Origin of the sequence: Mucilaginibacter agri (genome assembly GCF_009928685.1) — a bacterium.
GTDB classification, from domain to species: Bacteria; Bacteroidota; Bacteroidia; order Sphingobacteriales; family Sphingobacteriaceae; genus Mucilaginibacter; species Mucilaginibacter agri.
In genome coordinates this window covers 467,817-493,416 of sequence record NZ_WWEO01000041.1, presented here as the reverse complement: position 1 = coordinate 493,416, position 25,600 = coordinate 467,817, and the positions used below count along the sequence as shown (strand labels likewise).

General features: G+C 44.7%; 22 protein-coding genes. 9 read left to right on the top strand and 13 right to left on the bottom strand.

The window, feature by feature from the left end:
- Positions 1 to 6 precede the first annotated feature (6 nt).
- Both GSY63_RS09505 and GSY63_RS09500 read left to right on the top strand, forming a co-directional pair.
- Positions 7 to 2,610, top strand: coding sequence for a PAS domain S-box protein (locus GSY63_RS09505; RefSeq protein ID WP_166585549.1), 2,604 nt, complete (start codon positions 7 to 9; stop codon positions 2,608 to 2,610).
- A 128-nt stretch (positions 2,611 to 2,738) separates the two neighbouring features.
- Positions 2,739 to 3,125, top strand: coding sequence for a response regulator (locus GSY63_RS09500; RefSeq protein ID WP_166585548.1), 387 nt, complete (start codon positions 2,739 to 2,741; stop codon positions 3,123 to 3,125).
- Between the two features lie 240 nt (positions 3,126 to 3,365).
- Here the strand turns inward: GSY63_RS09500 and GSY63_RS09495 are convergent, their stop codons facing one another.
- The 8 genes from GSY63_RS09495 to GSY63_RS09460 all read right to left on the bottom strand — a co-directional run bounded on the left by GSY63_RS09495 (position 3,366) and on the right by GSY63_RS09460 (position 13,884).
- Positions 3,366 to 5,267 (bottom strand): beta-N-acetylhexosaminidase, encoded by a 1,902-nt coding sequence (locus GSY63_RS09495; RefSeq protein ID WP_166585547.1) that lies wholly within the window; start codon positions 5,265 to 5,267, stop codon positions 3,366 to 3,368.
- Between the two features lie 339 nt (positions 5,268 to 5,606).
- Complete coding sequence (locus tag GSY63_RS09490; RefSeq protein WP_166585546.1) at positions 5,607 to 7,958, bottom strand: glycoside hydrolase family 3 C-terminal domain-containing protein; 2,352 nt, start codon at positions 7,956 to 7,958, stop codon at positions 5,607 to 5,609.
- A gap of 111 nt (positions 7,959 to 8,069) precedes the next feature.
- Positions 8,070 to 9,806 (bottom strand): STN and carboxypeptidase regulatory-like domain-containing protein, encoded by a 1,737-nt coding sequence (locus tag GSY63_RS09485; RefSeq protein ID WP_208094502.1) that lies wholly within the window; start codon positions 9,804 to 9,806, stop codon positions 8,070 to 8,072.
- A 3-nt stretch (positions 9,807 to 9,809) separates the two neighbouring features.
- Positions 9,810 to 10,781: a FecR family protein gene (locus GSY63_RS09480; protein ID WP_166585544.1), complete on the bottom strand. Its 972-nt coding sequence runs from the start codon at positions 10,779 to 10,781 to the stop codon at positions 9,810 to 9,812.
- Positions 10,778 to 11,428, bottom strand: a complete 651-nt coding sequence (locus GSY63_RS09475) for an RNA polymerase sigma-70 factor (RefSeq protein WP_243749192.1) — start codon at positions 11,426 to 11,428, stop codon at positions 10,778 to 10,780. Before GSY63_RS09475 ends, GSY63_RS09480 begins: the two co-directional genes overlap by 4 nt.
- Complete coding sequence (locus GSY63_RS09470) at positions 11,425 to 12,213, bottom strand: SDR family NAD(P)-dependent oxidoreductase (protein WP_166585543.1); 789 nt, start codon at positions 12,211 to 12,213, stop codon at positions 11,425 to 11,427. Before GSY63_RS09470 ends, GSY63_RS09475 begins: the two co-directional genes overlap by 4 nt.
- Complete coding sequence (locus GSY63_RS09465) at positions 12,204 to 13,190, bottom strand: NAD-dependent epimerase/dehydratase family protein (protein ID WP_166585542.1); 987 nt, start codon at positions 13,188 to 13,190, stop codon at positions 12,204 to 12,206. The genes GSY63_RS09470 and GSY63_RS09465 overlap by 10 nt, the downstream gene beginning before the upstream one ends.
- Before the next feature lie 13 nt (positions 13,191 to 13,203).
- A complete protein-coding gene (locus tag GSY63_RS09460; RefSeq protein ID WP_166585541.1) occupies positions 13,204 to 13,884 on the bottom strand; it encodes a DUF6134 family protein in 681 nt (226 codons plus the stop codon).
- Positions 13,885 to 14,011: 127 nt separating this feature from the next.
- Between GSY63_RS09460 and GSY63_RS09455 the strand changes: the two genes are divergently transcribed.
- The 4 genes from GSY63_RS09455 (at position 14,012) to GSY63_RS09440 (ending at position 17,641) form a co-directional block, all read left to right on the top strand.
- A complete protein-coding gene (locus tag GSY63_RS09455) occupies positions 14,012 to 14,773 on the top strand; it encodes a ThuA domain-containing protein (protein WP_166585540.1) in 762 nt (253 codons plus the stop codon).
- A gap of 20 nt (positions 14,774 to 14,793) precedes the next feature.
- Positions 14,794 to 16,566, top strand: coding sequence for a glycoside hydrolase family 9 protein (locus GSY63_RS09450; protein WP_166585539.1), 1,773 nt, complete (start codon positions 14,794 to 14,796; stop codon positions 16,564 to 16,566).
- A 139-nt stretch (positions 16,567 to 16,705) separates the two neighbouring features.
- Positions 16,706 to 16,975 carry a hypothetical protein gene (locus GSY63_RS09445; RefSeq protein WP_166585538.1) on the top strand — a complete coding sequence of 90 codons (270 nt, stop codon included), beginning with the start codon at positions 16,706 to 16,708 and terminating at the stop codon, positions 16,973 to 16,975.
- Positions 16,976 to 17,158: 183 nt separating this feature from the next.
- Entirely contained in the window at positions 17,159 to 17,641 is a 483-nt protein-coding gene (locus GSY63_RS09440) for a hypothetical protein (RefSeq protein ID WP_166585537.1), read from the top strand.
- An 85-nt stretch (positions 17,642 to 17,726) separates the two neighbouring features.
- Here the strand turns inward: GSY63_RS09440 and GSY63_RS09435 are convergent, their stop codons facing one another.
- Both GSY63_RS09435 and GSY63_RS09430 read right to left on the bottom strand, forming a co-directional pair.
- Positions 17,727 to 17,924 carry a DUF6358 family protein gene (locus GSY63_RS09435; RefSeq protein WP_166585536.1) on the bottom strand — a complete coding sequence of 66 codons (198 nt, stop codon included), beginning with the start codon at positions 17,922 to 17,924 and terminating at the stop codon, positions 17,727 to 17,729.
- Between the two features lie 2 nt (positions 17,925 to 17,926).
- Entirely contained in the window at positions 17,927 to 18,241 is a 315-nt protein-coding gene (locus GSY63_RS09430; RefSeq protein ID WP_166585535.1) for a rhodanese-like domain-containing protein, read from the bottom strand.
- A 115-nt stretch (positions 18,242 to 18,356) separates the two neighbouring features.
- Here GSY63_RS09430 and GSY63_RS09425 point away from each other — a divergent pair, with 115 nt between their 5' ends.
- The 3 genes from GSY63_RS09425 to GSY63_RS09415 all read left to right on the top strand — a co-directional run bounded on the left by GSY63_RS09425 (position 18,357) and on the right by GSY63_RS09415 (position 22,727).
- Positions 18,357 to 19,475, top strand: coding sequence for a DUF4407 domain-containing protein (locus GSY63_RS09425; protein WP_166585534.1), 1,119 nt, complete (start codon positions 18,357 to 18,359; stop codon positions 19,473 to 19,475).
- 76 nt (positions 19,476 to 19,551) lie between these two features.
- A complete protein-coding gene (locus GSY63_RS09420; RefSeq protein WP_166585533.1) occupies positions 19,552 to 21,423 on the top strand; it encodes a M61 family metallopeptidase in 1,872 nt (623 codons plus the stop codon).
- A complete protein-coding gene (locus GSY63_RS09415) occupies positions 21,423 to 22,727 on the top strand; it encodes a M20/M25/M40 family metallo-hydrolase (RefSeq protein ID WP_208094501.1) in 1,305 nt (434 codons plus the stop codon). Before GSY63_RS09420 ends, GSY63_RS09415 begins: the two co-directional genes overlap by 1 nt.
- Here the strand turns inward: GSY63_RS09415 and GSY63_RS09410 are convergent.
- The 3 genes from GSY63_RS09410 to GSY63_RS09400 all read right to left on the bottom strand — a co-directional run bounded on the left by GSY63_RS09410 (position 22,724) and on the right by GSY63_RS09400 (position 25,592).
- Entirely contained in the window at positions 22,724 to 23,224 is a 501-nt protein-coding gene (locus GSY63_RS09410; protein ID WP_166585532.1) for a GNAT family N-acetyltransferase, read from the bottom strand. The two genes, GSY63_RS09415 and GSY63_RS09410, sit on opposite strands and share 4 nt — an antisense overlap.
- Before the next feature lie 176 nt (positions 23,225 to 23,400).
- Positions 23,401 to 24,108 carry an ABC transporter ATP-binding protein gene (locus tag GSY63_RS09405; protein ID WP_166585531.1) on the bottom strand — a complete coding sequence of 236 codons (708 nt, stop codon included), beginning with the start codon at positions 24,106 to 24,108 and terminating at the stop codon, positions 23,401 to 23,403.
- 2 nt (positions 24,109 to 24,110) lie between these two features.
- The gene (locus GSY63_RS09400; protein WP_166585530.1) at positions 24,111 to 25,592 is read right to left on the bottom strand and encodes a DUF5687 family protein; all 1,482 of its coding nucleotides are present in this window, start codon (positions 25,590 to 25,592) and stop codon (positions 24,111 to 24,113) included.
- Positions 25,593 to 25,600: the final 8 nt, after the last annotated feature.

Genomic DNA, 25,600 nt, shown 5'->3' with positions numbered 1-25,600 from the left:
CCCAGTATGAATTTTGCCAGCGACATTAATCCCGATGAGATTGATATACTCCGCGCGCTTATAGAAGGCGCCCCCGATCCAATCGGCTTATATGTTGGGCCAGAAATGCGAATCCGCGTGGCTAATAAAGCTATTCACGAAGCCTGGGGCAAAACAGAATCCGTTGTTGGCAAAACCTTTCGCGAAGCTTTACCAGAGGTTGATGGCCAGGGTTTTAACGAACTGCTCGACCAGGTATTTACTACCGGCATTGCCTACGAAGCAAAAACACAACGGGTAGACTTTTTGCGCGACGGTAAAGTTCAAACCTTTTATTTTGATTTTGCTTACACGCCACTTAAAAATGCAAATGGCGAGGTATGGGGCATCCTAAATACCGCCAAAGACCTTACCGAACTTGTTTTAGCCAAACGCCAGGCCACCGAAGCCGACGAACGCAGAAGCTTTACACTTGCCGCCGCCGGCATTGGCAACTGGGACCTGGACATTCTGAATAATACTGTTTGGTGGGATGATCGTTGCAAGGAGCTTTACGGTTTCAGCAAAGATGATATCGTTCCGTACAAAGAAGTATTAAAGTACATGCACCCTGTCGACAGGCTAAAGGTAGATAAAGCGGTGGCCGCAGCACTAAGGCCCGAGTCGGGGGGCAGTTATGATGTAAAGTTCAGGACCATTGGCGCCGATGATAACCGCTTACGCTGGCTGCATTGCCAGGGCAAGGCTTATTTCGATATCGAAAACAACCCTATCCGCTTTTCGGGCATCGCTCAGGATATTACCGAACAAATTGCTGCAGACGAAAAGGCAAAATCGGCCGAGCAGTTAACCTCGCTGGCTATTGAAGCGGCTGGTGCCGGAACCTTTTTCCTCGATATTATTACTGATGAGACGATTTATTCGCCTACGTTTATTAAAATTCTAACCGGCCAGGATGAGGCGGAGTTGAGCCATGACGACATGATCGACCTAATTCATCCCGATGACCTGAATAAACGAAAACAAGCCTTCGAGATTGCCATGGAAACAGGCAAACTCCATTACGAGATCCGTTTTACTTGGCTGGACGGCTCTGTACATTGGATAAGGACACTGGGCTCATACATATTTGATCCCGAAGGCATTCCCGTTGTGCTGATGGGCATATGCCAGGATGTTACTGCCGAGGTAGAAGCCCGCGAAGAACAGCAACGTCTGCTGTGGCTAATAGAAAACAGCAGCGATTTTATTAGCCTATCCAGCAGCGAAGGCCATGTTACCTATGTAAACAAAACAGGTATAGAGTTGATGGGGCTCGAAAACCTCGAAGCTGCCAAAAGACATAATTCGGACTATGTTTTACCTTCCGAGCTGGAAAAACTTCGCGAAGAAATAAACCCTATATTGTTAAGAGACGGCCGATGGGAGGGCCAGGTAACCTATAAACATTTTGTTACCGGCGAAGCAATACCCGGCCAGGGCATAACCCTTTTACTGCGCGAACCCGTTACCGGCAAGCCGCTGGGTAGGGCTTCGTTATTTAGAGACTTACGCCCCGATATTGCCGCCCGTAAAGCACTTGCAGACCGGGAGCAATTATTCAGGGGGATTACTACTGCCTCGCCAACGGCTTTGTGGATGTCGGATGCGAATGCTATGATCACTTATGTAAACCAGATCTGGATAGACTGGACCGGCCATCCATTGGAAAGCCACATGGGCGAAGGCTGGCTGAGCACCGTATTGGAAGAAGATGTACAACAGGCTATCGACAAGTTTTTAGGCGATTTTAAAGACCGCAAGTTTCACGAAAGCCAATTCCGGATCAAACATACCGATGGTACCCTGCGTTGGATAGTTTGCACAGGCAACCCTCAATATAACGAAGCCGGAAAATTTTCAGGTTACATCGGTGCTTGTGTAGATATTACCGAGCAAAAGCAACTGCAGAATCAAAAAGATGAGTTTATTGGCATAGCCAGCCACGAGCTTAAAACGCCAGTTACCAGCATTAAAGCCTACGCCCAGGTACTCGAAGCCATGTTTCTAAAGAGCGGCGACGAGCGTAAAGCCGCCATGCTGGTAAAAATGAACAATCAGATAGACCGCCTTACCAGCTTGATAGGCGACTTATTAGACGTAACCAAAATTCAGTCGGGCAGGTTGCAGTTTAACGATACCTGGTTTGATTTTAACCAACTGTTGCTGGAGCTTGTCGAAGACCTGCAGCGCACCACCGAGCGCCACCAGATTATACCCGAACTGCAACCCATAGGCAGCGTATATGCCGATAAAGACCGCATAGGCCAAGTGCTTACCAACCTAGTTACCAACGCTATCAAATATTCGCCCGATGCAGATAAAATTATCGTTAAAGCCAAGGTGGTCGATGGCGAAGTATCCGTATGTGTGGAAGATTTTGGTATCGGCATCAGCCATGATAAAAAGGACAAAGTTTTTGAGCAATTTTACCGTGTAAGCGGCGACAAGCAGCATACATTTCCGGGCCTGGGTTTGGGATTATATATATCCTCCGAAATTGTTAAGCGCGAGGGCGGCCGTATATGGGTGAACTCCGTGCCGGGACAAGGATCTACCTTTTGCTTCGCTTTGCCTATTAAGCAAATGTAAAATGCCATTGTGTTCCAAATACACAATATTAATGCATTGTATATCAGGTTAATTTACTATTGGTTAAGTTGAAAATATTTCTTCTTTAACTTAACAATTTTTATAAGTTTGCTTCACCTGTAAATAACATGCTTAAGAAGATATTAATAGCCGACGACGATCCGGGGATTGTGGACGCCGTTGAAATGATGCTCAATTTTTATGACTACGACGTAAGAACAACTTACGACGGACGCGATACCCTTAAGCTATCAGACGAACAACTTCCCGACCTTTTTTTACTGGACATCTGGATGTCGGGTGTGGATGGCCGCGATATATGCCGCGAACTAAAAGCCAGCGATAAAACCCGTCATATCCCTGTACTAATGATCTCTGCCAGTAACGACGTAGGTACCTCTGCCCACGATGCCGGTGCCGACGACTTTATGACTAAACCGTTTGACATGCAACAACTCATTACCAAAATTGAGAATTTGTTGGATAAACGAGGTGAGGTTGTGGAGATGGCGTAAGATTCTTCTTAAATGCTGTGCTCTTAATGAACGTTAGCCGCTGTGCTTCGTTACTGTTTTAGTCTTTGTAGGGTCTCCTGCAGAGGCGACAAAGAATGAAAATGGATTATGCATTTTATACTTAGCGAGTGGGGTGCTGAAACAAGTTCAGCATGACGAATAGCGGCTAATAATGGGGTTAAGGATAAAAACAAAAAAGTCCCACCGATAAGGGTGAGACTTTCTTTAAAGCTGTAATGCTTATTTCTTACCAGCTCTCTTATTCAAATCCGTAACCGGGATAGTGATCAATCTGCCGATTGGCTCGTTACCGCGATAGGTGATCATTTTTAGCTGAAATGCATCTTTCGGTATTACAACCGGGGTAGTGTATTTCGGGTAATGATTATCCGGAAAGGAGTTATCGAATGTGTAATAAATATCCAGGCCTTTCATCTCGGTGCTTAAAAACACCTGCACTTGCTGATCTGCGGTTTGGCTTGCGGTGATGATAGGATCGTATACACTTGGTGCATATTTAATATCGGCTACTTTAAAACGGTCGAACTGTGTTTCTACACGAGTTACAAAGTTGTCCCAGTTTTTCTTTGCCTTCGGCGACCATAGCGTTTCAGATATGGCAAAACCACGCGGCCAGGTCATGTACTCGGCATGGCGCATATTGTAAACTTGTTCGGTCCAAAGGTTAGCTTGCCCACCTTTAATGTATTGTGCATCTACGCTGTCTGGCACGGGTTCAAACGCGTAGGTTTTAGATAGACGAAGCGTTGCGTAAACACGTGGCTCTATAGCCACATCGCCGTTCATGTAATCCAGGTAGGCGAAAGTGGTAGGGCTCATCACCACCTCGTGTTTAGCCTTGGCAGCAGCAATGCCACCTTCCATTCCGCGCCAGCTCATTACAGCTGCGCCAGGGGCAAGTCCACCTTCCAAAATCTCATCCCAACCCATAAATTTCTTGCCTTTAGATTCTACTATCTTTTCCAAACGTTTCTCGAAGTAGCTTTGCACCTCTTCCATGTTCTTCAGATTTTCTTTCGCCATCAGGTCTTTTACAGCCTGACTTTGTTCCCAGAAATTTTTAGGGCATTCGTCGCCACCCATGTGGATGTATTGGAACGGAAACAATGGAGCAATTTCTGTTAATACCTTATCTAAAAATTCATAAACTTTTCCGTTGGCAGGGCAAAGGGTGTTATCAACCAAAGCTTTCGGTGGGCGAACGCTCCAATCCATAATTACTTCACCCGAACGTACGTGGTAGTTCTCGGCACCAGGCGTGCAAGATAATTCCGGGTAGGCAGAAACAGCGGCTAAGCTATGACCGGGAACATCAATTTCTGGCATAATATCAACAAAACGATCTTTTGCATATTTAACCAACTCGCGAATATCATCCTGAGTATAGAAACCTCCGTAATTTCTTGGCTCGTCGGCTGTTGGGGCAGAGAAGGTCCCGAAATAGCCTACTTTTTTAACGTTGTATGCGCCAACTTCTGTTAGCTTCGGCAAGCTTTTTATCTCAATTCTCCAGCCTTCGTCATCTGCCAAATGCAGGTGCAACAAGTTAAATTTATAGCGCACCATGTTATCAATGTATTGCTTAACCTCTTCTTTGGTAAAAAAGTGGCGGGCAACGTCAAACATCAAACCCCTCCATGCGAAGCGTGGGTAGTCGGTTATTTTAGCACATGGAAGTGTCCAGGTTTTCTTAACAACGGTAGGGCTCTCTATTTCTTTAGGGAATAACTGCAGCAAGGTTTGCACACCGTAAAATAAACCGGCTGGCTGGTTTGCTGTAATTAAAATATTCTTGGTAGATACTGTTAGATGGTAGCCCTCGGTGCCCAATACCGCATCGGCTTTAGTGTTTAAAGCTAGCTTTACAGTATAAACAGGGCCGCTGGTTCTTTCGGCAATAGTAACTGCGGTAGCGGTGGTCAGTTTCTTTTTCAGATAATTGGTTACCGGGGTAACACCGCTGCCAACGCCTTCAACAATAACAACTTTTGGTAGGGTAAATGTTCCGGGGGTTTCTATAACCTCTACCGGTTGAGGGATAATGGCTATTTTTTTAGTTGCCTGCCCAAATGATGAGATGGCAAGGCTACCAAGAAAAGCGAGAGCTATGAGTTTCTTCATAAAAATTAAATGTGAGAGATTTTAATTGATGTAGATATAGACTGCAAATTATAATTATGCAGCTGATTATGCAACTTAAATTTAGGTTGCATATTAACATCTTTACAATGCAGGCAGGGTCCTCTGCGAGAGATCGCTGCGAGGACAAAAAAGTCGACCCCTTATTTAAGTTGGTGGTATTAGCACTGGCATTGCCTTCCCAAGAAACCTCTCCCTAAACCCTCCCAAGGGAGGGAATCGCCGCCGCATTTTTTCCGTCTAATCGATCATGAACTTTACATACAAAAAAAGCGACCCACAAGGGGCCGCTTTCAGAGTTTAGTTAGTGTGGTGCGTGTATTATTGGGTCAGTTCGGTTATCGGCGCAGCCGGTGCAAGCACCTTGTGCACTTTTAACACATTGATGTTTTTATTCAGGTTGAATTTTCCCGATTCTTTGATATCTTTTGATGAAGCACCGATTTTTACTTTGTAATCGCCGCTTTCGGCAATCCATGTTTCGGTAGCGGTGTCAAATGAGGCCAGGTCGGCGCTGTTAATGTTAAAGGTTAACAATTGTGCTTCGCCCGGTTTCAGCAAGCGGGTTTTAGCAAAGCCTTTCAGCTCGCTCTCTGGCTTGTTAAGCATTTTGGCTGGTGCGCTAATGTATAGCTGCACAACTTCTTTACCTGCTCTTTTGCCTTTATTGGTAACCAAAACAGTGGCAGTAATTTTGCCGTTAAAGCTTGCACTGCTCAGTTTAAATTTGCTGTAGCCGAAATCGGTATACGATAAACCGTAGCCAAATTCGTAAGCTGGTTTAACATCGAAAGTGTTGAAATAGCGGTAACCTACATAAATACCATCATCATAAGTAACCTCGGCAGGGCGGCCCATTAGTGGGTTGGCAGACTCGCCACCCGGTAATTCTTTACCCGGGAAAGTTTTAGAGTTAGGCACATCGCTGTAAGCCATTGGAAAAGTTGCTGTTAGCTTACCAGATGGGTTAACCTTGCCGCTTAACACGTCGGCAATGGCGTTACCGCCCTCTAAACCAGGGTGCCATGCTAATAAGATAGCATCTGGTTTATCGCGCCAGCTAGCAGTTTCAACAACACCGCCGATGTTTAGTACCACAACTACATTTTTTTCTTTACCGTGGAAAGCTTTGGTAATATCCGCTATCATGGTTTGCTCGGCTGCGGTCAGGGTAAAATCGTCGGCTTCTTTACGGTCGCCACCTTCGCCTGCAATACGGCCAATGGTAATAACTGCCACATCAGCTTTTTCGGCTTTTTCTTTCAGCAAGTTTTCGTCAAGCGGCATCTCGGCAATAGGAGCCGGTGCCAGAAACATCATTTTAGGTTTTGGACGTTTAGCTTTTTCTGCAGCGATGTAAGATTTATAATTATCAGCTAACGACGGATCTAAACGGTAGCCGCTGTTTACCAATCCCTGGTTTAATGAAATCACGTACGCCTTGTTAACATCACCACTACCTGTGCCACCGGCAATCAGATCGTAAGATGTGTTACCGAACAGGGCGACAGTTTTGCTGGTTAAAGGCAAAGCATGGCTCTCATTTTTCAACAACACCATACCCTCGGTAGCAGCCATACGGCTAACTTTAGCATCAGCTTTCAGGTCTGGCTTGTCAGAGTATTTGTAGCCTTTAAACGTTGGGGATTTAAGCATGATGTTTAAGATATTGGTCACATTTTTATCTAATTGTGCCATCGTGATCTTGCCATCTTTTACACCTTCAATAATGGCCTTGGTTTGCATCGGGGTACCCGGCATTAATTGGTCGTTACCTGCATTTACCTGTGCCACAGCATTTTTACCGCCAAACCAGTCGGTCATTACATAGCCTTTAAAGCCCCACTCGTTACGCAGAACAGTAGTTAATAAATCTTTACTTTCTGAAGTATAAGTGCCGTTAATGAGGTTGTATGACGACATTACCGTCCATGGCTGTGCTTTTTTAACAGCAATCTCAAAACCCTTCAGGTAGATCTCGCGCATAGCACGTTCGCTCACAAAGGTGTTCAAGTTCATGCGGTTAAACTCGGCGTTGTTTGCTGCAAAGTGTTTGATTGATGTACCCACGCCATTGCTCTGGATACCCTTTACAAAGCTGGCAGCCATATTACCGGCAATCAGCGGATCTTCCGAGTAGTACTCGAAGTTACGGCCGCCAAGCGGGTTACGCTGGATGTTCATACCCGGCGCTAACAGGATATCGATACCGTACTCCAATACTTCGTGGCCAAATGCAATACCTACATGGCGAACCAGCGAAGTATCCCATGATGAGGCCAGTAACGTACCCACCGGGAAAGCGGTAGCATAATATGTGCGGGTACTGTCTTTATGTCTTATTGGGTTGATACGAACCCCGGCAGGGCCATCGGATAATGTAAGTGTTGGGATACCCAAACGAGGTATAGCGTGCGAACGACCGGCAGCGCCAACCACTTTCTCGGCAATATTATCAGCCGGGTCAATCGGTGGCAGCATACCCGGAGGGATACCTTCAATATTAAAGCCCATGCCTACTATCAGTTTCACTTTTTCTTCTACGGTCATAGCGGCAACAACATCTTTTACTGGGCTTTTACCCAACTGGGGCAGCGTAGCGGCAGGTTTTTTTTGGGCACTAAGAAGCGAGGGCATCAGCAATGCCAGGCATAGTACTTTAATTGGTTTCATAATAGTTTTAATTGGTTTATACTCTACCTTTGTGTAAGAGTGACACAATGTAAGATATATTTATTCAATTATAAAAATATTTTTAAATATAATTTCATAACCAACTATTAATCAATAATTAAAGAGTGTAATTCCAGCCGTCCAACCTAGCCAGCGGGTAAAATATGTATTGCTAGTTGAGTGATGATTGGACTCATCTTTGACATAGGCATAGCCATTAATGGCCTGTTTTTGGTCGGAATAATAATAGTTGTAAGATGGGCCGCCGATAATACTTAATGAACGCCCCAACTTAATATTTATGCCGACATCCAACCGGTTGAGCAGGTTGGTGTATTTGGTATCGCCCTGATAAAGGTACCGGGTGCTGATCTCCGTGTTCAACGCCAGCCACTTAAAAACATTGATCTGGTTACCAAAGCCAAGGCCGCCCTCGTAAAGCTTTTTATTACCGGATAGATCAGCACCCACCAACACGATGTTGTGCAGCATAGCCGTGCCTGTTTTGTACAACAGGTTGGCATCTACGGTTTCGTTAGTATTGATTACGATGCGATGATACCCATGCCTCACTAAATTAATAAGGCCAATGCTGGCGCCCGACGAGGTATCCGATATATTGATAAGCCCGAATTGTACACCGCGCAGATTGCGCGCGTAATTAAACAAGGGGCCGAACTGAACCCCGCTGAATTTTCCCTGGGCTATGTTGCCAAGCGCAATTTGTCCGCCTTCTGCATCCCCCGTTGCAATGTTCATCGCAACAGAAGCCTGCACCCCTTCCATCTGTTTGCTGCGGTTTAGGCCAATGGCTAACTGCACACCATTAAGCCTTCCTTCTGCAAAATTAAACCCACCACCAAACTGAAACCCTTTTACTCCGGAAAGCACATGATTAAAGGCCCCGGCCAATTGGATACCGCTCATGGTGCCGCCCACTTCGTTAAACACGGTAGCCATTTGAAAAAAGGTAACATCACCACGATCGAGGTTAAACACACCGCCAACTTCGGCACCATTTACGCCAGCGTTGTAGCCACCCGCAAGGTTTAACGATACTTTGTTAACCACCTGCCCGCTCAGCGAGCCATGCGAACTTAACCCGGGCACAATAGATGCCTGGAACGGCTGACGGGTAATTAACCCGCCTAAATTCACAGCCTGAATTTGCTGTTTAGTGGAAATAAAGAAACGCCCCAAGCCTGTCTGATCTAACCGCGAAAGATCACCAGGCAGATAAGTGAATTCATTATCGCCGGATGTGCCATTAATAGTTACGTCGGACAAGAAGGTAACCGTAGTATCCCGGTAATTTTCTTTGCTGATGGTTAAGGTTATTGGCTGCACCTCATTCTTCAGTTTGATATCGAAGTAGCCGTTCTGATCTGTTAAGGCGGATTGCAACGTACGCCTGTCGTACACGCTGGCGTTGGCTAACTTCTGGCCGTTTTGTTCATTAATAATAAACCCGCTGATGTGATAGCTATGATCTTCGTTCATCACCTTATCTGTAGTAAGCGTCAACCGGGAAGGTGCATATCGCAGGATGATAAAGTTCTGGGCTTCTCGATATTCAAAGCGATTACTTAATAGTTGATCAAGCGCTGACTTGACCGATTGATTTGCGATATGTAAGTTCACCAAACTGTCTTTCGGCACCAGGTTGCTGTTGTAGGAGAAGGTAAAGTTGCCCCGCTGCTCCATTAAATGCAATACTGTACCCAAACGTTGTTGACTTGCATTAATGGTAATGCTTTTCTGCAACACGCCCTGCGCGTTGGCGTACGTACACACCAATAGCATAAGGATTAACGTTAAGATCCTGTATTTAGCAGCAGCAATAACCATAAATTATTTCAGAAGAATGGTGTTACCTTCATGTGCTACTTGCACATTAAAAGTTTCGGCAATTACTTTCAACACCTGGTCTAAAGGTTGTTGTTTAAATACAACCGTTATTGGCAGGTTATTTAGTTTGGGGTTAGCAATTTTAATCTGTGCGTTATAAACTTCGTTCAATTTATCTACCAGTTCGTGCAGCGGGGTATTATCGCATACCAGTTCTTTGGTAATGTAATAGTTGTACAGCTTGCCTTTACTTTCATTTTTTAGTAGCTGCGTACCGGCTTCATCAGCAATCACCTTTTCGCCGGGATGCAGCAGTACTTCCTGCCCATGGGCGCTTACCTTAACTATACCGGTTTCTACAGTCACTTCGGTTTTCCCTTTACTGTTCTTTACGTCAAAAGACGTTCCCACTACGCGAACCGTTACATTTTTTATACTGATAATAAAGGGCTTGGTTTTATCGGGCGCTATTTTAAAAAAGGCCTCACCACTTAACTTAACCGGCCGCTCGTTGCCCTTGAACCGAGATGGGTACGAGAGTTCTGAATTACTGTTCAACGTAACCACCGAACCATCTGACAAATGTTCGTCAACCACATTGACACCGCTCGACCTACTGATCATTTTATTACTTTCCGACTGGTTGCGCATAATGTACCCGATCAGGCATACCAGAACTATCGAAGCGGCCAACTGTATCCAACGATTCTTTATCTTCGATTTTGGCTTATGATTACCATGTGCTATGGCCATTCGGCTTTGTAGCCTCGCCCAGGCTGCATTTTCATCAACATTTCTGTTAGCGCCAACGCCCTCGCTTTCGTCCCAAATCAGTTTAAAATGGGTATAGTATTTTTTGTTGGTTTCGCTTGCGTTTATCCATAGTTCGGCATTTGTTGCCTCCTCGGGGCTAGCTTCACCTGCCAGGTATTTCACCAGCAAATCATCTGTTATATGGTTATCGGGGCTATTCATTTTTTAAATAAACCGGTTAAGAAAAATAAAACAAGTGGTAAAAATTCAGCCAGCTTTACCCGCAATATTTTTAACGCTTTGCCCATCTGGTTCTCTACTGTTTTTATCGAAAGATTAAGCTGATCTGCTATTTGCTGATACTTCAGATGTTCAAACCTGCTCATCTGAAATATGGTGCGGCATTGTTGCGGCAGTTCGTCAAGCGCCTTTTGTATGTGTTGCCCTAATTCGGCAGTCAATACTTTTTCGGAAGCGTGCCCAGCCAATGCCTCCCCCGACTGATTATAATGTACCTGAAACGCATCCCGTGTTTTTTGGTGCTTTAAATAGTTAAGGCTTTCGTTATGCACCGCGCGATACAGATAGCCTTTTAATGAACCATCCGTTTTTAGCTGACTGCGTTTTTCCCATATGCGGCAAAACACGTTCTGCACAATTTCTTCGGCTTGATCGTCGTCCTTCATAAAAGTATAAGCATAGGCGTGCAGGCCCTTAAAGTATTGCTTAAATACCTTTTCAAAGGCCTGTTCGTTTCCCTGTTTTATTAAACCAATAAGACCGCTGTCGCGTTGTTCCAATTTAGGAGATAGGTTATTGTAATCAAATATAACCTGTTTCTCCGATAATATTAATGGCTGTACTATCAAACTTTTAGCATGGGTTTTAAGCGATTCTTAATGATCATATCTTTCACAAAGCCGGGCAGCAAGCCGTTTAACACAACCAATAATCGATTGATCCGGCCGGGGATTATCTCCCGCTTACCTGCCAGCAACCCCGTAATAGCTTCTTGTGCAACACGGTGGGGTTCTGTGATAGTGGCCCGTGCAACACCTTTTAGCGAGTGATTAAGCACCAGCAATTCGGGTTTAGTATTAATGCCACCCGGGCTTAATAAACTGATACGGATATTGGCACTACCCAACTCCAATTGCAGGCAACGGGTAAAGTAGCTGATAAAAGATTTAGTAGCGCCATACACCTGTTTCCGGGGCACCAAGAAACGGCCGCCCAAACTGCCCACATTTAGCAAGTAGGCTGTTTTACTGCTATCCAGCTGTGCTAAAAACAAGCGGGTGAGCAGCACAGGGGTTATCACGTTCAACTCTATTTGTTTTTTGTAGAAACCGATACTTCGATCCTCAAACCAATCCCAATTGCCCAAGCCTGCATTGTTAATGAGAATGTGGGCGACAACCTTTTTTTCATTAAGCTGATCAAATAGCAAAGTATAACTTGAAGCATCAGTCAGATCCAACTCAAACTCCATCACCCTTACCTGGTAGTTTTGCCGGATATAGTTTGCCAATTGCGGCAAGCCAGATAACGGCAACGACACCAGTATCAAATCAATATTTCTTGAAGCCAGTTCGAGTGCAAATGATTTGCCCAGCCCTTCGCTTGCTCCGGTTACAATGGCTGTTAATTGCATGTTTTTTTAATATAGTTTATGGTGCGCGCCAGGCCTTCTTCAAAGGGCGTAATATGGTAGTTGAGTTGCGATATGGCTTTCTGACTGCTATATTTTTGATCGCGTTTTAAACGCTCCGCAAACTCAGGCAAAAACACCGGCGGGATGCCGGTGATCGTAGCCTTTAACCACTCGGCCCGACTGTAAGCTTCAATCAGTTTCTGCGGAATTTTCACCATCCCGTATTCCATGCCCGAAACATACTGAAGCGTGTTAAAGAAGGTATTAAAGCTGACATCCTCGCCACCCAAAATATAACGTTGCCCTGAGACACCCAACTCCATTGCTGCGATATGACCCTTAACCACATCGTCCAGATAAGCATAGTTGGCAACCTGCTCCCCCTTACCTGGAATGATGCGCCACCTGCCTTTTAAATACCCGCTTACCATTTTACCCACGGTGTTACTATCGGTAACCGGACCCTCGCCATAAACACGCGATGGGTTTACAGTTACTACATCCAGCCCTTGTTCGGCAAACTTGCGGGCTTCTATTTCGGCCAGGTATTTGGTGCGTTCATAGTCAATGGCAAATCCATCTATCCGCGGATCGTCTTCGTGCATAGGATGTTTAATGGTTGGCCCCCAAACGCCGCAAGTGGATGTGTAGACAATTCTCTTAACCCCCGCTTCGCCGGCGGCATTCAACAGGTTTCGGGTGCCGATAACGTTGATGTTATAATAATCGTCTTTGTTACGGCACCACATTTTGGCAAGTGCCGCGGTATGATAAACCTGATCGATACCTATAACAGCGTTCTTTAAACCAGGCACATCTAAAATATCGCCTTTAATGGGTGTGATGTTAGGATGATCAATCAGGTAGGGGTGATCGGTATTGCGACATAAGGCTACAACTTTTAAACCGCTTTGGGCGAGGGAAAGGCTCAAACTTCGCCCTATAAACCCGGTTGCGCCGGTAACTAATATTTTCATGATGGGTGTAGGATTAAGTTAACTGGATCTGGATTTTGTAAAACGAATGATGCAGTTCGGCCTTGCTGCAAATGCCATTTGTATAAGTGTAGTAATTGTAATTACCGTCGGGCAAATCAATGCGGTAGGTATGGGTATCGGTTTTCTTTACCAAGATGAACTGCTGAAAATTATCCGAATAAATCTGTGTACCTTCGGCAGGTTCATGCAGGTAGAGCATAGTCATATTAGTGCCTATTTGTTTTTGATTGAGCGATCCGGTTTTACCATCATCAATCAGTTGGTAGCAATCGCCAGATGCCTTGGTATACTTATTGGCCTTCTCTTTGCCGTTTACCGTGCGGTACACGTGCGAACAAATGAGCTTACCGTTGCGATAGTGCGAATCTTCCTGCACATTTACAGCGATACTCATTATAAAGCGCATCTTCACTTCAGATGTTACCTTGAGGTATAGGTCCTCGCCATCCTGCTTTTGCTGTAATTGCATACGGCCAACAGTGTTGCCATTGTGCAACACGCTATAGTTTAGTATCTGATCTTGTGCAAAGGCGCCGGGTGGGATAATCATCAGCGCAATTGCTACAATTGTCCTTCGCGAAATATTTAGCAGGATATCTAAAGAAATATTGTGGCTAATAAGAAACGGCAGTCCGTACTTTTTAAAAAGCCATATTACAGATGCAATGATCATAGCGCTTCGGTTTTTAATTGTTTCTTACAGGTTGCTTTATATCTGTAATACATCCCCTTAAAACTTTACCCCTATGCCGGCTTCAATTTTTTTTATTTATTTTTCAGGCTGCTACCTAAATACCGTTATGAAGAAGCTTTTACTGCTCTGTTATTTATTTCTGGCTTGCATGGTTGCCACCAGGGCTACCAGTAAATCGCCACGCTTTCATGTTTTAGCCTTGTACGAAAATGGCGGTCATCATGTAGAATACTCTAAGGTAGCCAAAGTATGGCTCGATAAGCTAGCTATCGATAGTAACTTTGCCGTTGACTATATTCAGAACACCGACAAAATAAATGAAGCCTTTTTGGCGCACTATCAATTATTTATCCAACTCGATTATGCCCCTTACGTCTGGAAAGCGCCAGCCGTGGCCGCATTTGAAAAGGCTATTGAGCAAGGCACCATCGGTTGGATAGGATTTCACCACGCCACCTTATTGGGCGAGTTTGATGGCTATCCGATGTGGCAATGGTTTTCGCAATTTATGGGTGGTATACAGTTTAAAAACTATATCGCAACTTTTGTACAGGGAAAAGTAAATGTGGAAGATACGCAACACCCCGTAATGAAAGGCGTACCGGCGTCTTTCCTTATCAAGCAAGAGGAGTTTTACACGTACAATAAAAGCCCACGGCCTAACGTACACGTAATAGCAAGCGTTGACGAAAATACCTACACCCCAAATTCCGATATTAAAATGGGCGACCACCCGGTAGCGTGGACCAATCCTCATTATAAAGCCCGAAATCTATACATTTTTATGGGACACTCACCCAACCTTTTTGACAACACAGCATATACCACACTTTTCCGAAATGCGATATTTTGGGCCGCACACCGATAATAACCTAACTCCTAAAACCGATGAAAATATTAAGATCTGCACTAGCAATTGTTGCGATACTGTTAAGTCTGCAAGCCTCGGCTTCGACAGAAATATTTGTAAACCAGGTGGCTTTCGATAGCGGTGCACCCAAAATAGCAGTGGTTGGCCTTGATGAAAAACTGACCCGCAAAAGCGTTTTCAGCCTCATCAATACCGCCACCAATAAAACTGTATTTACCGGCGTGCTAAGCGGCCCCATGCAGGTGGATGACTGGACGCCCGGCAAGTTTTATTACTACGCCGATTTCTCGTCAGTTAAATTAAAAGGGAATTATAAGATCAGCACCAGCGTGGGTAATGCGCTTACCACATCAACTGGTTTTGCGATAGATGATAATGCACTGGCTCAACTCACCATTCCATCTATTATTCATTATTACCATAACCAACGAGCCACTACCCCAGCCGAGCTCAATGCAGATAAGCAGGTGCTGCTTTTTGGCAGCAACGAGCGGGTTGATATGCGTGGTGGCTGGTGCGATGCCTCGGGCGATGTGAGTAAATACTTTTCGCATCTCGCCTATGCCAACTTTATGTCGCCTCAGCAAATTCCGTTGGTAACCTGGTCTATGATAAACACAGCCGAACGTTTGCCCAAACTAATGGCCAATTTAAAGGTGCAGGACTCGTTGCGAAATGAAGCGCTATACGGAGCGGACTACATGATGCGGGCTCTATCTAAAGATGGCTATTTCCGCATGATCGTGTTCAGTTACTTCAATAAAAATCCTGATGCACGCCGCGTGGTTGGCCTGCTTGCCAATAGTGTTACTACTGATCAATATCAATGTGCCTTTCGTGAGGGTGGAGGAATGGCTATAGCTGCACTGGCCCGGGTATCGCGTTGGAGCAAACATGGCGAGTATACTCAGCAACAATACCTGGCCGCAGCCAGGCGTGCCTTTGCACACCTGCTGGTAAACAACACCAAATACGACGATGACGGCAAAGAGAACATCATAGACGATTACTGCGCCCTGATGGCAGCCACCGAATTATGGAACGCTACCAACGAGGTACAGTATCGCGCAGAGGCCCGCAAGCGAGCAGCAAATTTAGAAAAACGCTTAGCCCCCGAAGGTTACTTCATTGCCGACGACGGCAGTCGCCCGTATTGGCATGCATCTGATGCGGGTTTGCCTGTTGTTGCCCTATGCCGGTACTTAGGCAAAGAAAGTGACCCGGCTTTGCGCAGTGCAGCTACAAATACTATTCGGAAAGCACTGGAGTATAACCTGCACGTTACTAATGATGTTGTTAATCCATTTGGTTATGCACGTCAAACCTTCAGATTAAAAGACGAGATTAGAGAAGGCTTTTTTATCCCTCACGAAAATGAAACCGGCTGGTGGTGGCAGGGCGAAAATGCCCGCCTTGGCTCTTTGGCTACCGCCGCAATTGAGGGTAGCAAAATATTGTACGCCGCCGATCATAACCAGGCGCGTAAAGATTCGCTGGCAGTGTATGCTTCGCAGCAACTCTCGTGGATATTGGGTTGCAACCCTTACGCCATGTGCTTTATGTACAAATTCGGTAAAAATAATGTGCCCTATATGAGTTCCAACTTTGGGCATGGTTCGCAACGCGGGGGCATCTCTAACGGCATCACCGGCAAAGAAGGAAATGCGGATGGTAGCGGCATAGATTTTAAGAAAGAAGATAAAGGCGATGAATGGCGCTGGACCGAGCAATGGCTGCCCCACGCCGCCTGGTTTTTGGATGCGGTAACGGCTTTTAGCGTTGATAAATAGCAGCAATACTTAATTAGAATATATAATTTCTCGAAATGGTATCCATATCAAATAAGGTGTTTATACGGGTTGTCTGAGGCTCTTTTTATTGTTATATTTAACATACCGCCCCCCAATAACCTTTAAACCATATGTCGCCATGTCAGTACAAAAAATTTTGAATGAAGACTGGTCGCTGATAGATGACAAAAAAATACCCGAGCACCGCGGATATATATCATGCGAAGAAGTAAGCGAGATTGATTACCTGATAGCAGTGTTCAGGAAACATTATCCTACTAAATCTGAAATAGAAATAATTTATGCCATAGCTGCCGGCTGGCGATGCTCCAGCAGCCCTAAGCCCAGGCAACAATTTATTGAGGCAGTAAGCTCCAAATTATTTGCCCGCGAGGCAATGATTGCGTAAAAACTTGTTTTAACTCTTAAGTTTCAGCAGAGTCTCTTAAGTCCTGGCAGGGTTTCTCACAGGAAATCCTGCCATTTAGGAACTTACCGCCCACCGTTTGCGGCTACAACTAAAATGTTTAGACCCGCGAATGTATCTTTTTCAATTGCAAACCCGTATACCAATAAGAATCTGTCACTTAACATGAAATACCGGGTGCTTCCATATACTTTAAAAGTTTGGCTTACCAGCGTGGCCCTGGCACCTGTGTTGCAAATGTTTGTACAGCTAATAACCCAAACACCCTACAAATTTAATACGTTACGCGATGTAGTTGTTTACCTGCTGTATATGCTGGTATGTGGTTGGTTATTTTCTATCCCGTGTTGGCTCTTACTTTTATTTAGTGCATGGATCACTAATCTTTTTACTTCTAAAACAAGGTTAATTAAAATCATCCTCACATTTGCGGGTATGGTAATAGCCTTGCTTCCCTTTGTAACTTACGCTGGTAATTCGTTGCCACAATATAATAACCCCGATTTCGCGTGGGTGATGTTTTATCCGCTAACTATTGGCCTGGGTGTATGGATGTATAAGCTCAAGCCTACTGCTCAGGTAGCTGAGACACATACACCTCATTTCGATGAGCACATTGGCCATACGGATGAACCGATTATTACTTAAATAAAAAAGCCCCCGGCAAACCAGAGGCTCTCTATCTTTCCAAAAGTCTTGATTCTTGTATCTCGATTCCAGACTCTACTTAAAGTTATTTTTTGCTACTGTTTTTGATGATGTTCTTAACTTCTTTTACCAGTTTAATTTTTAGAACAACAAAGGTGGCGCCTACCAATACGGCCGCCATCACAAATTCATAACGGCTATTCTGAAAACCCCATATCAGGGTAATAATACATAGAAATATACCCACAGTATAGAGGGTATTAAGCACTATTTTGCCTTTCATGCTTAGTAAACGCTAATGGTAGGGTCTATTTCGGCTTGCCAGGCTAAGATACCGCCTTGCAGGTTAGCCAGGTTGGTAAAGCCTTGTTGCTCTAGCTGGTATAAAGCCACCGCGCTGCGTTTGCCGCTGCGGCACATAATAACTACGGGTTTATCCTTGCTTATTTTATCAGTTTCAATTAAAATGCCACCCAGCGGAATGTTCTCGCCGTCAAGGTTCGACATCTGGTATTCAAAGTCCTCGCGCACATCGATCAGTTGAAAATCTTGTCCGCTATCTTTCATATCTTTCAGTTCCTGTACTGTTACTTCTTTCATGGTTTAATATTATAAGGCAAAGGTAAGTTTTTTATGTTATACAAGTTGTTTGTAACAATCAAAGCCTTAGTGCGTTTCATAGGTGTAACAAAGAAGTAAAACACGCTATAAATCAATGAAAAAAGTAACCCGTTTCTTTTGGTTCTGTTCGGGCGCACATATAGGCACATTAAAAAAATACCCTATCGAGCATAATAAATATGTGGGTATTGGTGCCACCATTTTCTTTACCGCATTATTTGCATCCCTGTCTGGCGGATACGCTATGTACTTCGTATTCAGCGGCAATGCGTTTGCCGTAGGCTTCGCAATTCTGTTTGGCTTACTATGGGGTACCGCCATTTTTAATATGGACCGCTACATTGTATCCAGCATAAACAAACAAGGCACCACCAATCAGCAAATACTGCAAGCCTCGCCACGTATCCTGTTGGCTATTATGATCGGTATCGTAATTTCCCGCCCGCTCGAACTTAAGATCTTCGATAAAGAGATCCGCCAGAAATTAAAAACCGCTTATCTAAAAGGACAGCACAGCAAGATAGACACCCTGCAGAAAACCTACCAGCAGAAATACGCTATGGAGCTTGGCCACAATCTCGATCTTAAAAAGGAAAAAGATTCGCTGGAGAAAGACATTAACCATTCGCGCTACGAACTCAACCAGGAGGTTTTTGGGGATAAAACGAACCAGACTTCCGGTATTTCGGGCTATGGAACTTACGCCAAGCAAAAGGCCGCGATACTAGCCGAAAAGGAAAATCGCCTCAAAACGGTTACCGACGATCTGGGTAAGATGGACAACTACCTTGGTGCCCGAAAAGATTATGAAGGATTAAACAGCACGCGTTTATTTACCGACAAACAATTGGACAGCCTCGCCAACGTAGCTGGCTTTGCCGACCGAAACTGGGCTTTAGGGCAGCTCTCGTACAACACCAACGGCACCCGCGATCTGGATACCTATATGGCGCAGTCATTTATAGGTTATCTCTTTATTTTGTTCGAATGCTTACCGGTATTTGTTAAGCTGATGTCGCCGAAGGGGCCTTATGATGTGGCCGTTGCAAAGCTCTCTGAAGCCAACATTCACTTTGCCGAACGCGATAAAGATCGCGACATAGCCGTTACCGACCAGGTTTATGATTACCAGCTCGAAAATGACGTGGAGCATCGAAAGAAGATCATCACTGGGCAATCGGATTATGACATGGAGCGGCAGAGCTATGATTAAGTAACAATATCGGGGCAACAAATAGTTTTTTAAGGTTTATCTCTTAAATTCGGGACCATATTAATTTAGTCCCCTCATGAAAAAACTATTACTTGCAGCAAGCGCCCTCGGGCTATGGTCGGCCACTGCGGTTGCCCAAACCCTCACTCCGGTTGCTTATTCTATATCTTTTCCTAATGCCGTGCACCACGAGGCCGAGGTTACCATGCGTGTAAAGCAATTACCGGGTGGTCCGCTCAGAATGCGCATGAGCCGTTCGTCGCCGGGCAGGTATGCCACGCACGAATTTGGCAAAAACGTTTACCAGGTAAAAGCCTTCGATAAAAACGATAAACCATTAACCGTTAATCAACTGGAAGGCGATGTTTACGAGATCCCTTACCACGACGATGGTGTTAAGATCACTTATACGCTTTTCGGCAACATGGTAGACGGTACCTATGTAAGTATAGACGAAAGCCACGCACACCTGAATATGCCTGGTACGATGATGTGGATCTATGGCATGGACAAACGCCCTATAACCGTACAGTTTCCGGATGCAGAGCAAAAAGGCTGGCGCGTAGCCACGCAACTAAAACCAGAAGGTTTTAATACCTTCTCGGCTCCGGACCTGCAATACCTGATGGATAGCCCAACCGAGCTTTCGGATTACAAGCAATACAGCTGGGAAGTGGTTAACACCGACGGCAAAAAAGAGGCAATCCATTTAACCACGCACTCTAACGACGATCAGGCCACTATTGATAACTTTGGTAAAATGGTACAGCGTTTAGTGCTGGAAGAAAAAGCCGTTTTTGGCGAGTTGCCGACTTATGATTTTGGCAACTACACCTTCATAGACGATATTTATCCAACCAACTCTGGCGATGGTATGGAACACCGCAACTCTACCTGCATAGTACAAACGTCGGCAAAAGTAGCAGGTAACGAGAAACGGTTATTAGGTACGTTTTCGCATGAGTATTTCCACAGCTGGAATGTGGAGCGCATTCGCCCTAAAACATTGGAGCCCTTTAACTTTGAGCATGCCAACATGAGCAATGAGCTTTGGTTTGCCGAAGGCTTCACCCAATATTATGGCGAACTATTGTTGAGCCGTGCTGGTTTTAATACGCCGGAAGATTTTTACGGTAGCGCTGCGGGGTTAATCAACTCTGTATTGAACACGCCGGGAGCGACTAACTATTCGGCTGTACAGGCGAGCCGCTATGCGGTTTATGCAGATGCGGGTGTAGCTATCGACCCTACCAATAAAAACAACATTTTTAACAGCTATTATGTATACGGTGGCGCTATTGCATTAGCGCTTGATTTGCATCTGCGCAGCGAGTTTAACTTAACGCTCGACGATTACATGCGCCAGGTATGGTTAGCACATGGTAAGGTAGAAAGAGCATATACTATTTCAGACCTGCAAAACGTACTGGCTAAATTCACTAAGAGCCCAACATTTGCTGCCGACTTCTTTAAAAAATATGTTTACGGTTTAGATAAAAACAACTATGCTGCTTTGTTAGATAAAGCGGGTTTAATATTGCAACATGCTAACCCTGGTAAGGCCTGGGCTGGGCGTATCGCAGCTCCTGCATTTCGCGGTAGCGAGGGCATGGCGCGCAGTGTTGGTACCGAAGGTTTGTTAATTACCTCGAGCACATTACAAGGTACACCTGCTTACAAAGCCGGCCTCGATGCCGGCGACCGTGTTACATTGGCTGATGGGCAGCCCGTAAAAGATGGCGCCTCATTTAATGCTATTGTAGCAGCTAAAAAACCGGGCGATAAAATTGAAGTAGCATACAGCAACCGTACCGGAGAACATAAAACTACCATTACCCTCGCAGAAGATCCTTCTTACGAAATTGTATCTTACGAGAAAGCAGGCAAAACACCAAGTCAACCACAATTAACCCTACGCAACGAATGGTTATCAACCAAAGTAAAATAATGATGAAGAAAACTTTTATAGCCGCTTCGCTGGTATTATCGAGCGCTTATAGCTTCGGTCAGAATGTAGATAAACTGATCAAACAGGATGATATTCTTAAAATTATCACAACGCTAACTGCTGATGATATGCAGGGTCGCGCCACCTTTACACCGGGCATTGAAAAAGCTGCCCAGTTTATAGAGGGCGAATACAAAAAAGCCGGCCTTGAGCCACTGCCCGGCGACGACGGCTTCCGTCAGAATTTTAAAATGACCCACACTACGCCGGTAAAGGTAGAGGCAAGTATTAATGGTACTGCCGTAGCCGGTGATCATGTGGTGGCGATGACTAACGGTAACTTTAAGTGGGCAAGCAATGCCGATGTACAGGTTATTAAAGTAGGAGCCGATCAAAACTTCCAGAAAGAATTTGGCACCATCAGAAAAAGCGGCAAGAACTCACTGGTATTGGTAGATCCGAAATTCGAAGCATTTTTCGGACGCATCCGTGGTGCTTTCGGCAAAGGCAGCAACTCATTAAAACCGGCAGAAGGCGGCCCTCAGATTGTGTTTGTTTTAGGCACGTTTGACGATGTAAAATCTTTTGATGTAAACGTGGAGATCAAATCTGAGCAACTACCGTTGTTCAACATTGCAGGTATGATCAAGGGCAAGACCAAGCCAGACGAGTACGTAATTTTCAGTGGCCACTACGATCACCTGGGGATTATTAAACCAATGGAGGGCGATAGTATTGCTAACGGTGCTGATGATGATGCATCTGGTACAACGGCTGTCATCACCCTGGCTAAATACTATAAAAAGTTAAACAACAACGCACGCAGCATTATCTTCGTTGCCTTTACTGCCGAAGAGATCGGCGAATACGGTTCGCAATATTTTGCTACGCAGGTTGATCCGCAAAAAGTATCTGCCATGTTCAACATCGAGATGATCGGTAAGGCATCAAAATTTGGTGAAAACTCGGCATTTATTACAGGTTACGAACGTTCGGATTTTGGGAAGATTCTGCAAAAGAACCTTGACGGCACCGCGTTTAAATTCTATCCGGACCCTTATACCGAGCAAAACCTGTTTTACCGCAGCGACAATGCTTCTTTAGCCAAAGTAGGCGTACCGGCTCACACTATCTCAACTGATCAGATCGACATTGATAAGTATTATCACACTGTGAAAGACGAGTTGAGCACGCTGGATGTAGCTAACATTACCGCTACCATTAAGGCTATTGCTTTAAGCTCTAAAACTATTATTGCAGGCACAGATACGCCAACCCGTATCCCACCACTTAGCGTAAACTAAGGGATAAGCGGTTTCTGCATTATATAATCATTCATCCAATATGGGCCTATGGCAATGTCTTCTTCGCGAGCAATGTCAAAGCCCATTTTTTGGTAAAAGGAGAGTGCTGTGTTGTGTCGATTAACGTTCAACAACAGCTTAGTGGCCCCTGTACCGGCTGCAATACGGCTTACGGTATTTATCAAAATACGGCCATAACCTTTGCCCTGAGTTTCGGGCAGGCAATATAGCTTGTGCAGTTTGTAGGCAGCAGGTTCAGCAACATAAGGCGAGTATCCCGCAAAGGCAACAGCCTTGTCGCCTTCTTTTAAAAGCAGAAAAATCTGCTCTCCTTCTTCAATTTGCTTTTTTATAGTATCCTCATTATAGATCAGATCCAACATAAAACGAATCTGCTCTTTCTCCAATATTGGTGAATAGGTAGGCCACCAGGTATCTTCTGCCAATTGGCGAATGGTAGATACATCGGTAATGGTAGCGGAGGTGATGGTATGCATGCGATCGGTGATTTAACAGCTAAAATAAGTTGTTTATTTTAAAGAACCCACTCATCCGCACCCGATATATCCCCTTTGTCATTTCGACGATAGGAGAAATCTTATGCATTTAACATTAACGCTATACACTATTTCTCCTATCGTCGAAATGACAGAAGCTTTATTTTACTTGCTCACTATACAGTCTGCCCACCAACGGCAAAATAAGCCTCCAAATCTGTTAAGGTCGACGAGTTGGTTTCGATATCCTTAATGATCTTACCTTTCTCCATTAACAAAATTCGGTTACTTACGTCGGTAACGTGGTTTAAATCGTGGCTGGATACTAGTGTGGTTATGCCCTGGCTATTTAGCTCCTTCAATACGTTTTTGAGGCGGATCTGGGTACTCGGGTCAATATTGGCGAAAGGCTCGTCGAGCATAAGCAGATCGGGTTTTTGGAGCAGGCAAGCAGCAACCCCCACTTTGCATTGATTTCCTTTAGAAAGATCGCGGATGTATTTGCCACGTTTCAATATTTCACCGTTAAAGAAATCTGCTTTTCCGGCCAGGTATTCATCTACCTGCGGGCGGCTGTATTTGTGCAGGCCGCCGATAAAATAGAAATATTCCTCGGGGGTTAAGTAGTCTATTAAAAATCCTTCGTCGAGATAGGCTGCAGTATAATTTTTCCAGTGCTCGTGGCCAGCCACCACTTCACCATTAGATAACACCTCACCACCATCCGGTCGAATGAGATCGAGCATCATCCGAAACAGTGTTGTTTTACCGGCACCGTTATTACCAACCAAACCAATGCTTTCGCCTCTGGCGATATTTAACTGCGGGATATTTACTACAGGCACACCCGCATAAACCTTTTTTAAGTCCTTTATTTCAATCATAACTATTTCGCTCTGAAGCCTTCGGCTATGGTGTATCTTTTTTCGTTAAAATCTTTTTCGAGTTGTTTGATCCAGTAACTGCGGGTGAGTATAAACAGCAAGCCCACAATACCAATAGCAATAAACGCAATATCGCGATGCCCAAACGCGGCGAGCGGCCAGTAAATTAAATATGGCCCTATCATTAATGGCAATCCCAGCAGCATTTGCGTAGCGCCAACGCCCTCCCAGTTAAATGATGCCCCTTTCGACAGATCGATGCGTTTGTAGTTACGGTTAGCGAAGAAGAGCACAATGGTGGTATTAATTCCGAGGTTCCACAAATACATGCAAAAATGGGCTAGCAATATATTCCAACCAAAATAAACGTATGGGATAGTGAGTATAAATACAAGGGTTGATATTAGGGTAAACAGCAGATACTTGCCCCTTAAAAAATCTTTAAAATCAACTTTGCTGACCAGTATGCCATCAAAATGATTGGCCTGCCAGCTAAACATAAACTGGCCGTAGCTGATAATAAAAATACCGGTCATAAATATAGCTGGCAACAATTTGATTCCCGGCGAGCTCTGATATTGCGGATTGGTATAAAATATCAAACCATAAAACATAAAGAACAGTGAAACCACCAGGGAAGACCGCGGCCTTTTATTGCGCAGTATGAGCTTGATCTCGTTTGCCACCAAATCGCCTATATGGCCAAAGTAACCCAGCAGCGGTATTTCTGTACTGCTTTTATAGGCCGATGCCTTGCGCGACCCTAACTCTTCGAGGTACAGATTTTCCTTGAGGTACAGAAAATTTAAATAATACATAGCTGCGCCTAATAACATTGGCAACAGCACTAATACGGGCTGCTTAATTAAATGCCCAAACAGATATGCCGAAATACCACGTATAGAGTACAGGTGCCAGGAGAAATCGGCAATGCCAATTAATATTAACACGCCCGCGGCAACCAAAAACACCCAGCCATTGAGATTGGATTTCCGCTTGATGTATAAAGCCAGGTAATTATTAAAAACGGTGAGGCCCAAAATAGCCAGTATGAAAACCGTTGCTACAGATGCACCGTTTTCGTGCGCAATAATCTTAACTGTAAATGGTGTAAACAGCAGCACCGGCCACAGGTTAAAAACGGAAAGTAGCGCTGTAAATGATAAATATCCAACCACGCTATTGCGCTTAATTGGTAATGTTAAATAGGGCTGCACCCGTAGTGTTGGTAATTCCTGTAATTGCAGGCGCATCAGCAAATCGGCCAGGAAATAGTAGAGCAGGATACCACAGAACCCGGGGATTATGTCCTCATCGGGCATAGCTTTATCGATGATCTTATCCAGATAAAAAGCAACTACCAATACGTTGAGGAGCAGGTATAAAATCAGTATAGCCATTACGATACGTGTGGCCAGATTTTTACCTGTATTTTTCGACCGCCAGAATGCCTTTAACTCGTGTTGTGCAAAAGTAGATATCATAGTGCTGA

Coding starts and splice junctions, on each gene's coding strand:
- GSY63_RS09505 (WP_166585549.1), top strand. CDS start 7: ATGAATTTTGCCAGCGACATTAATCCCGATGAGATTGATATACTCCGC.
- GSY63_RS09470 (WP_166585543.1), bottom strand. CDS start 12,213: ATGCAATTAACAGCCATTGTAACCGGAGCAAGCGAAGGGCTGGGCAAA.
- GSY63_RS09495 (WP_166585547.1), bottom strand. CDS start 5,267: ATGAAGAAACTCATAGCTCTCGCTTTTCTTGGTAGCCTTGCCATCTCA.
- GSY63_RS09455 (WP_166585540.1), top strand. CDS start 14,012: ATGAAGAAGCTTTTACTGCTCTGTTATTTATTTCTGGCTTGCATGGTT.
- GSY63_RS09490 (WP_166585546.1), bottom strand. CDS start 7,958: ATGAAACCAATTAAAGTACTATGCCTGGCATTGCTGATGCCCTCGCTT.
- GSY63_RS09450 (WP_166585539.1), top strand. CDS start 14,794: ATGAAAATATTAAGATCTGCACTAGCAATTGTTGCGATACTGTTAAGT.
- GSY63_RS09480 (WP_166585544.1), bottom strand. CDS start 10,781: ATGAATAGCCCCGATAACCATATAACAGATGATTTGCTGGTGAAATAC.
- GSY63_RS09445 (WP_166585538.1), top strand. CDS start 16,706: ATGTCAGTACAAAAAATTTTGAATGAAGACTGGTCGCTGATAGATGAC.
- GSY63_RS09485 (WP_208094502.1), bottom strand. CDS start 9,806: ATGGTTATTGCTGCTGCTAAATACAGGATCTTAACGTTAATCCTTATG.
- GSY63_RS09425 (WP_166585534.1), top strand. CDS start 18,357: ATGAAAAAAGTAACCCGTTTCTTTTGGTTCTGTTCGGGCGCACATATA.
- GSY63_RS09415 (WP_208094501.1), top strand. CDS start 21,423: ATGATGAAGAAAACTTTTATAGCCGCTTCGCTGGTATTATCGAGCGCT.
- GSY63_RS09430 (WP_166585535.1), bottom strand. CDS start 18,241: ATGAAAGAAGTAACAGTACAGGAACTGAAAGATATGAAAGATAGCGGA.
- GSY63_RS09435 (WP_166585536.1), bottom strand. CDS start 17,924: ATGAAAGGCAAAATAGTGCTTAATACCCTCTATACTGTGGGTATATTT.
- GSY63_RS09405 (WP_166585531.1), bottom strand. CDS start 24,108: ATGATTGAAATAAAGGACTTAAAAAAGGTTTATGCGGGTGTGCCTGTA.
- GSY63_RS09460 (WP_166585541.1), bottom strand. CDS start 13,884: ATGATCATTGCATCTGTAATATGGCTTTTTAAAAAGTACGGACTGCCG.
- GSY63_RS09500 (WP_166585548.1), top strand. CDS start 2,739: ATGCTTAAGAAGATATTAATAGCCGACGACGATCCGGGGATTGTGGAC.
- GSY63_RS09465 (WP_166585542.1), bottom strand. CDS start 13,190: ATGAAAATATTAGTTACCGGCGCAACCGGGTTTATAGGGCGAAGTTTG.
- GSY63_RS09440 (WP_166585537.1), top strand. CDS start 17,159: ATGAAATACCGGGTGCTTCCATATACTTTAAAAGTTTGGCTTACCAGC.
- GSY63_RS09400 (WP_166585530.1), bottom strand. CDS start 25,592: ATGATATCTACTTTTGCACAACACGAGTTAAAGGCATTCTGGCGGTCG.
- GSY63_RS09410 (WP_166585532.1), bottom strand. CDS start 23,224: ATGCATACCATCACCTCCGCTACCATTACCGATGTATCTACCATTCGC.
- GSY63_RS09420 (WP_166585533.1), top strand. CDS start 19,552: ATGAAAAAACTATTACTTGCAGCAAGCGCCCTCGGGCTATGGTCGGCC.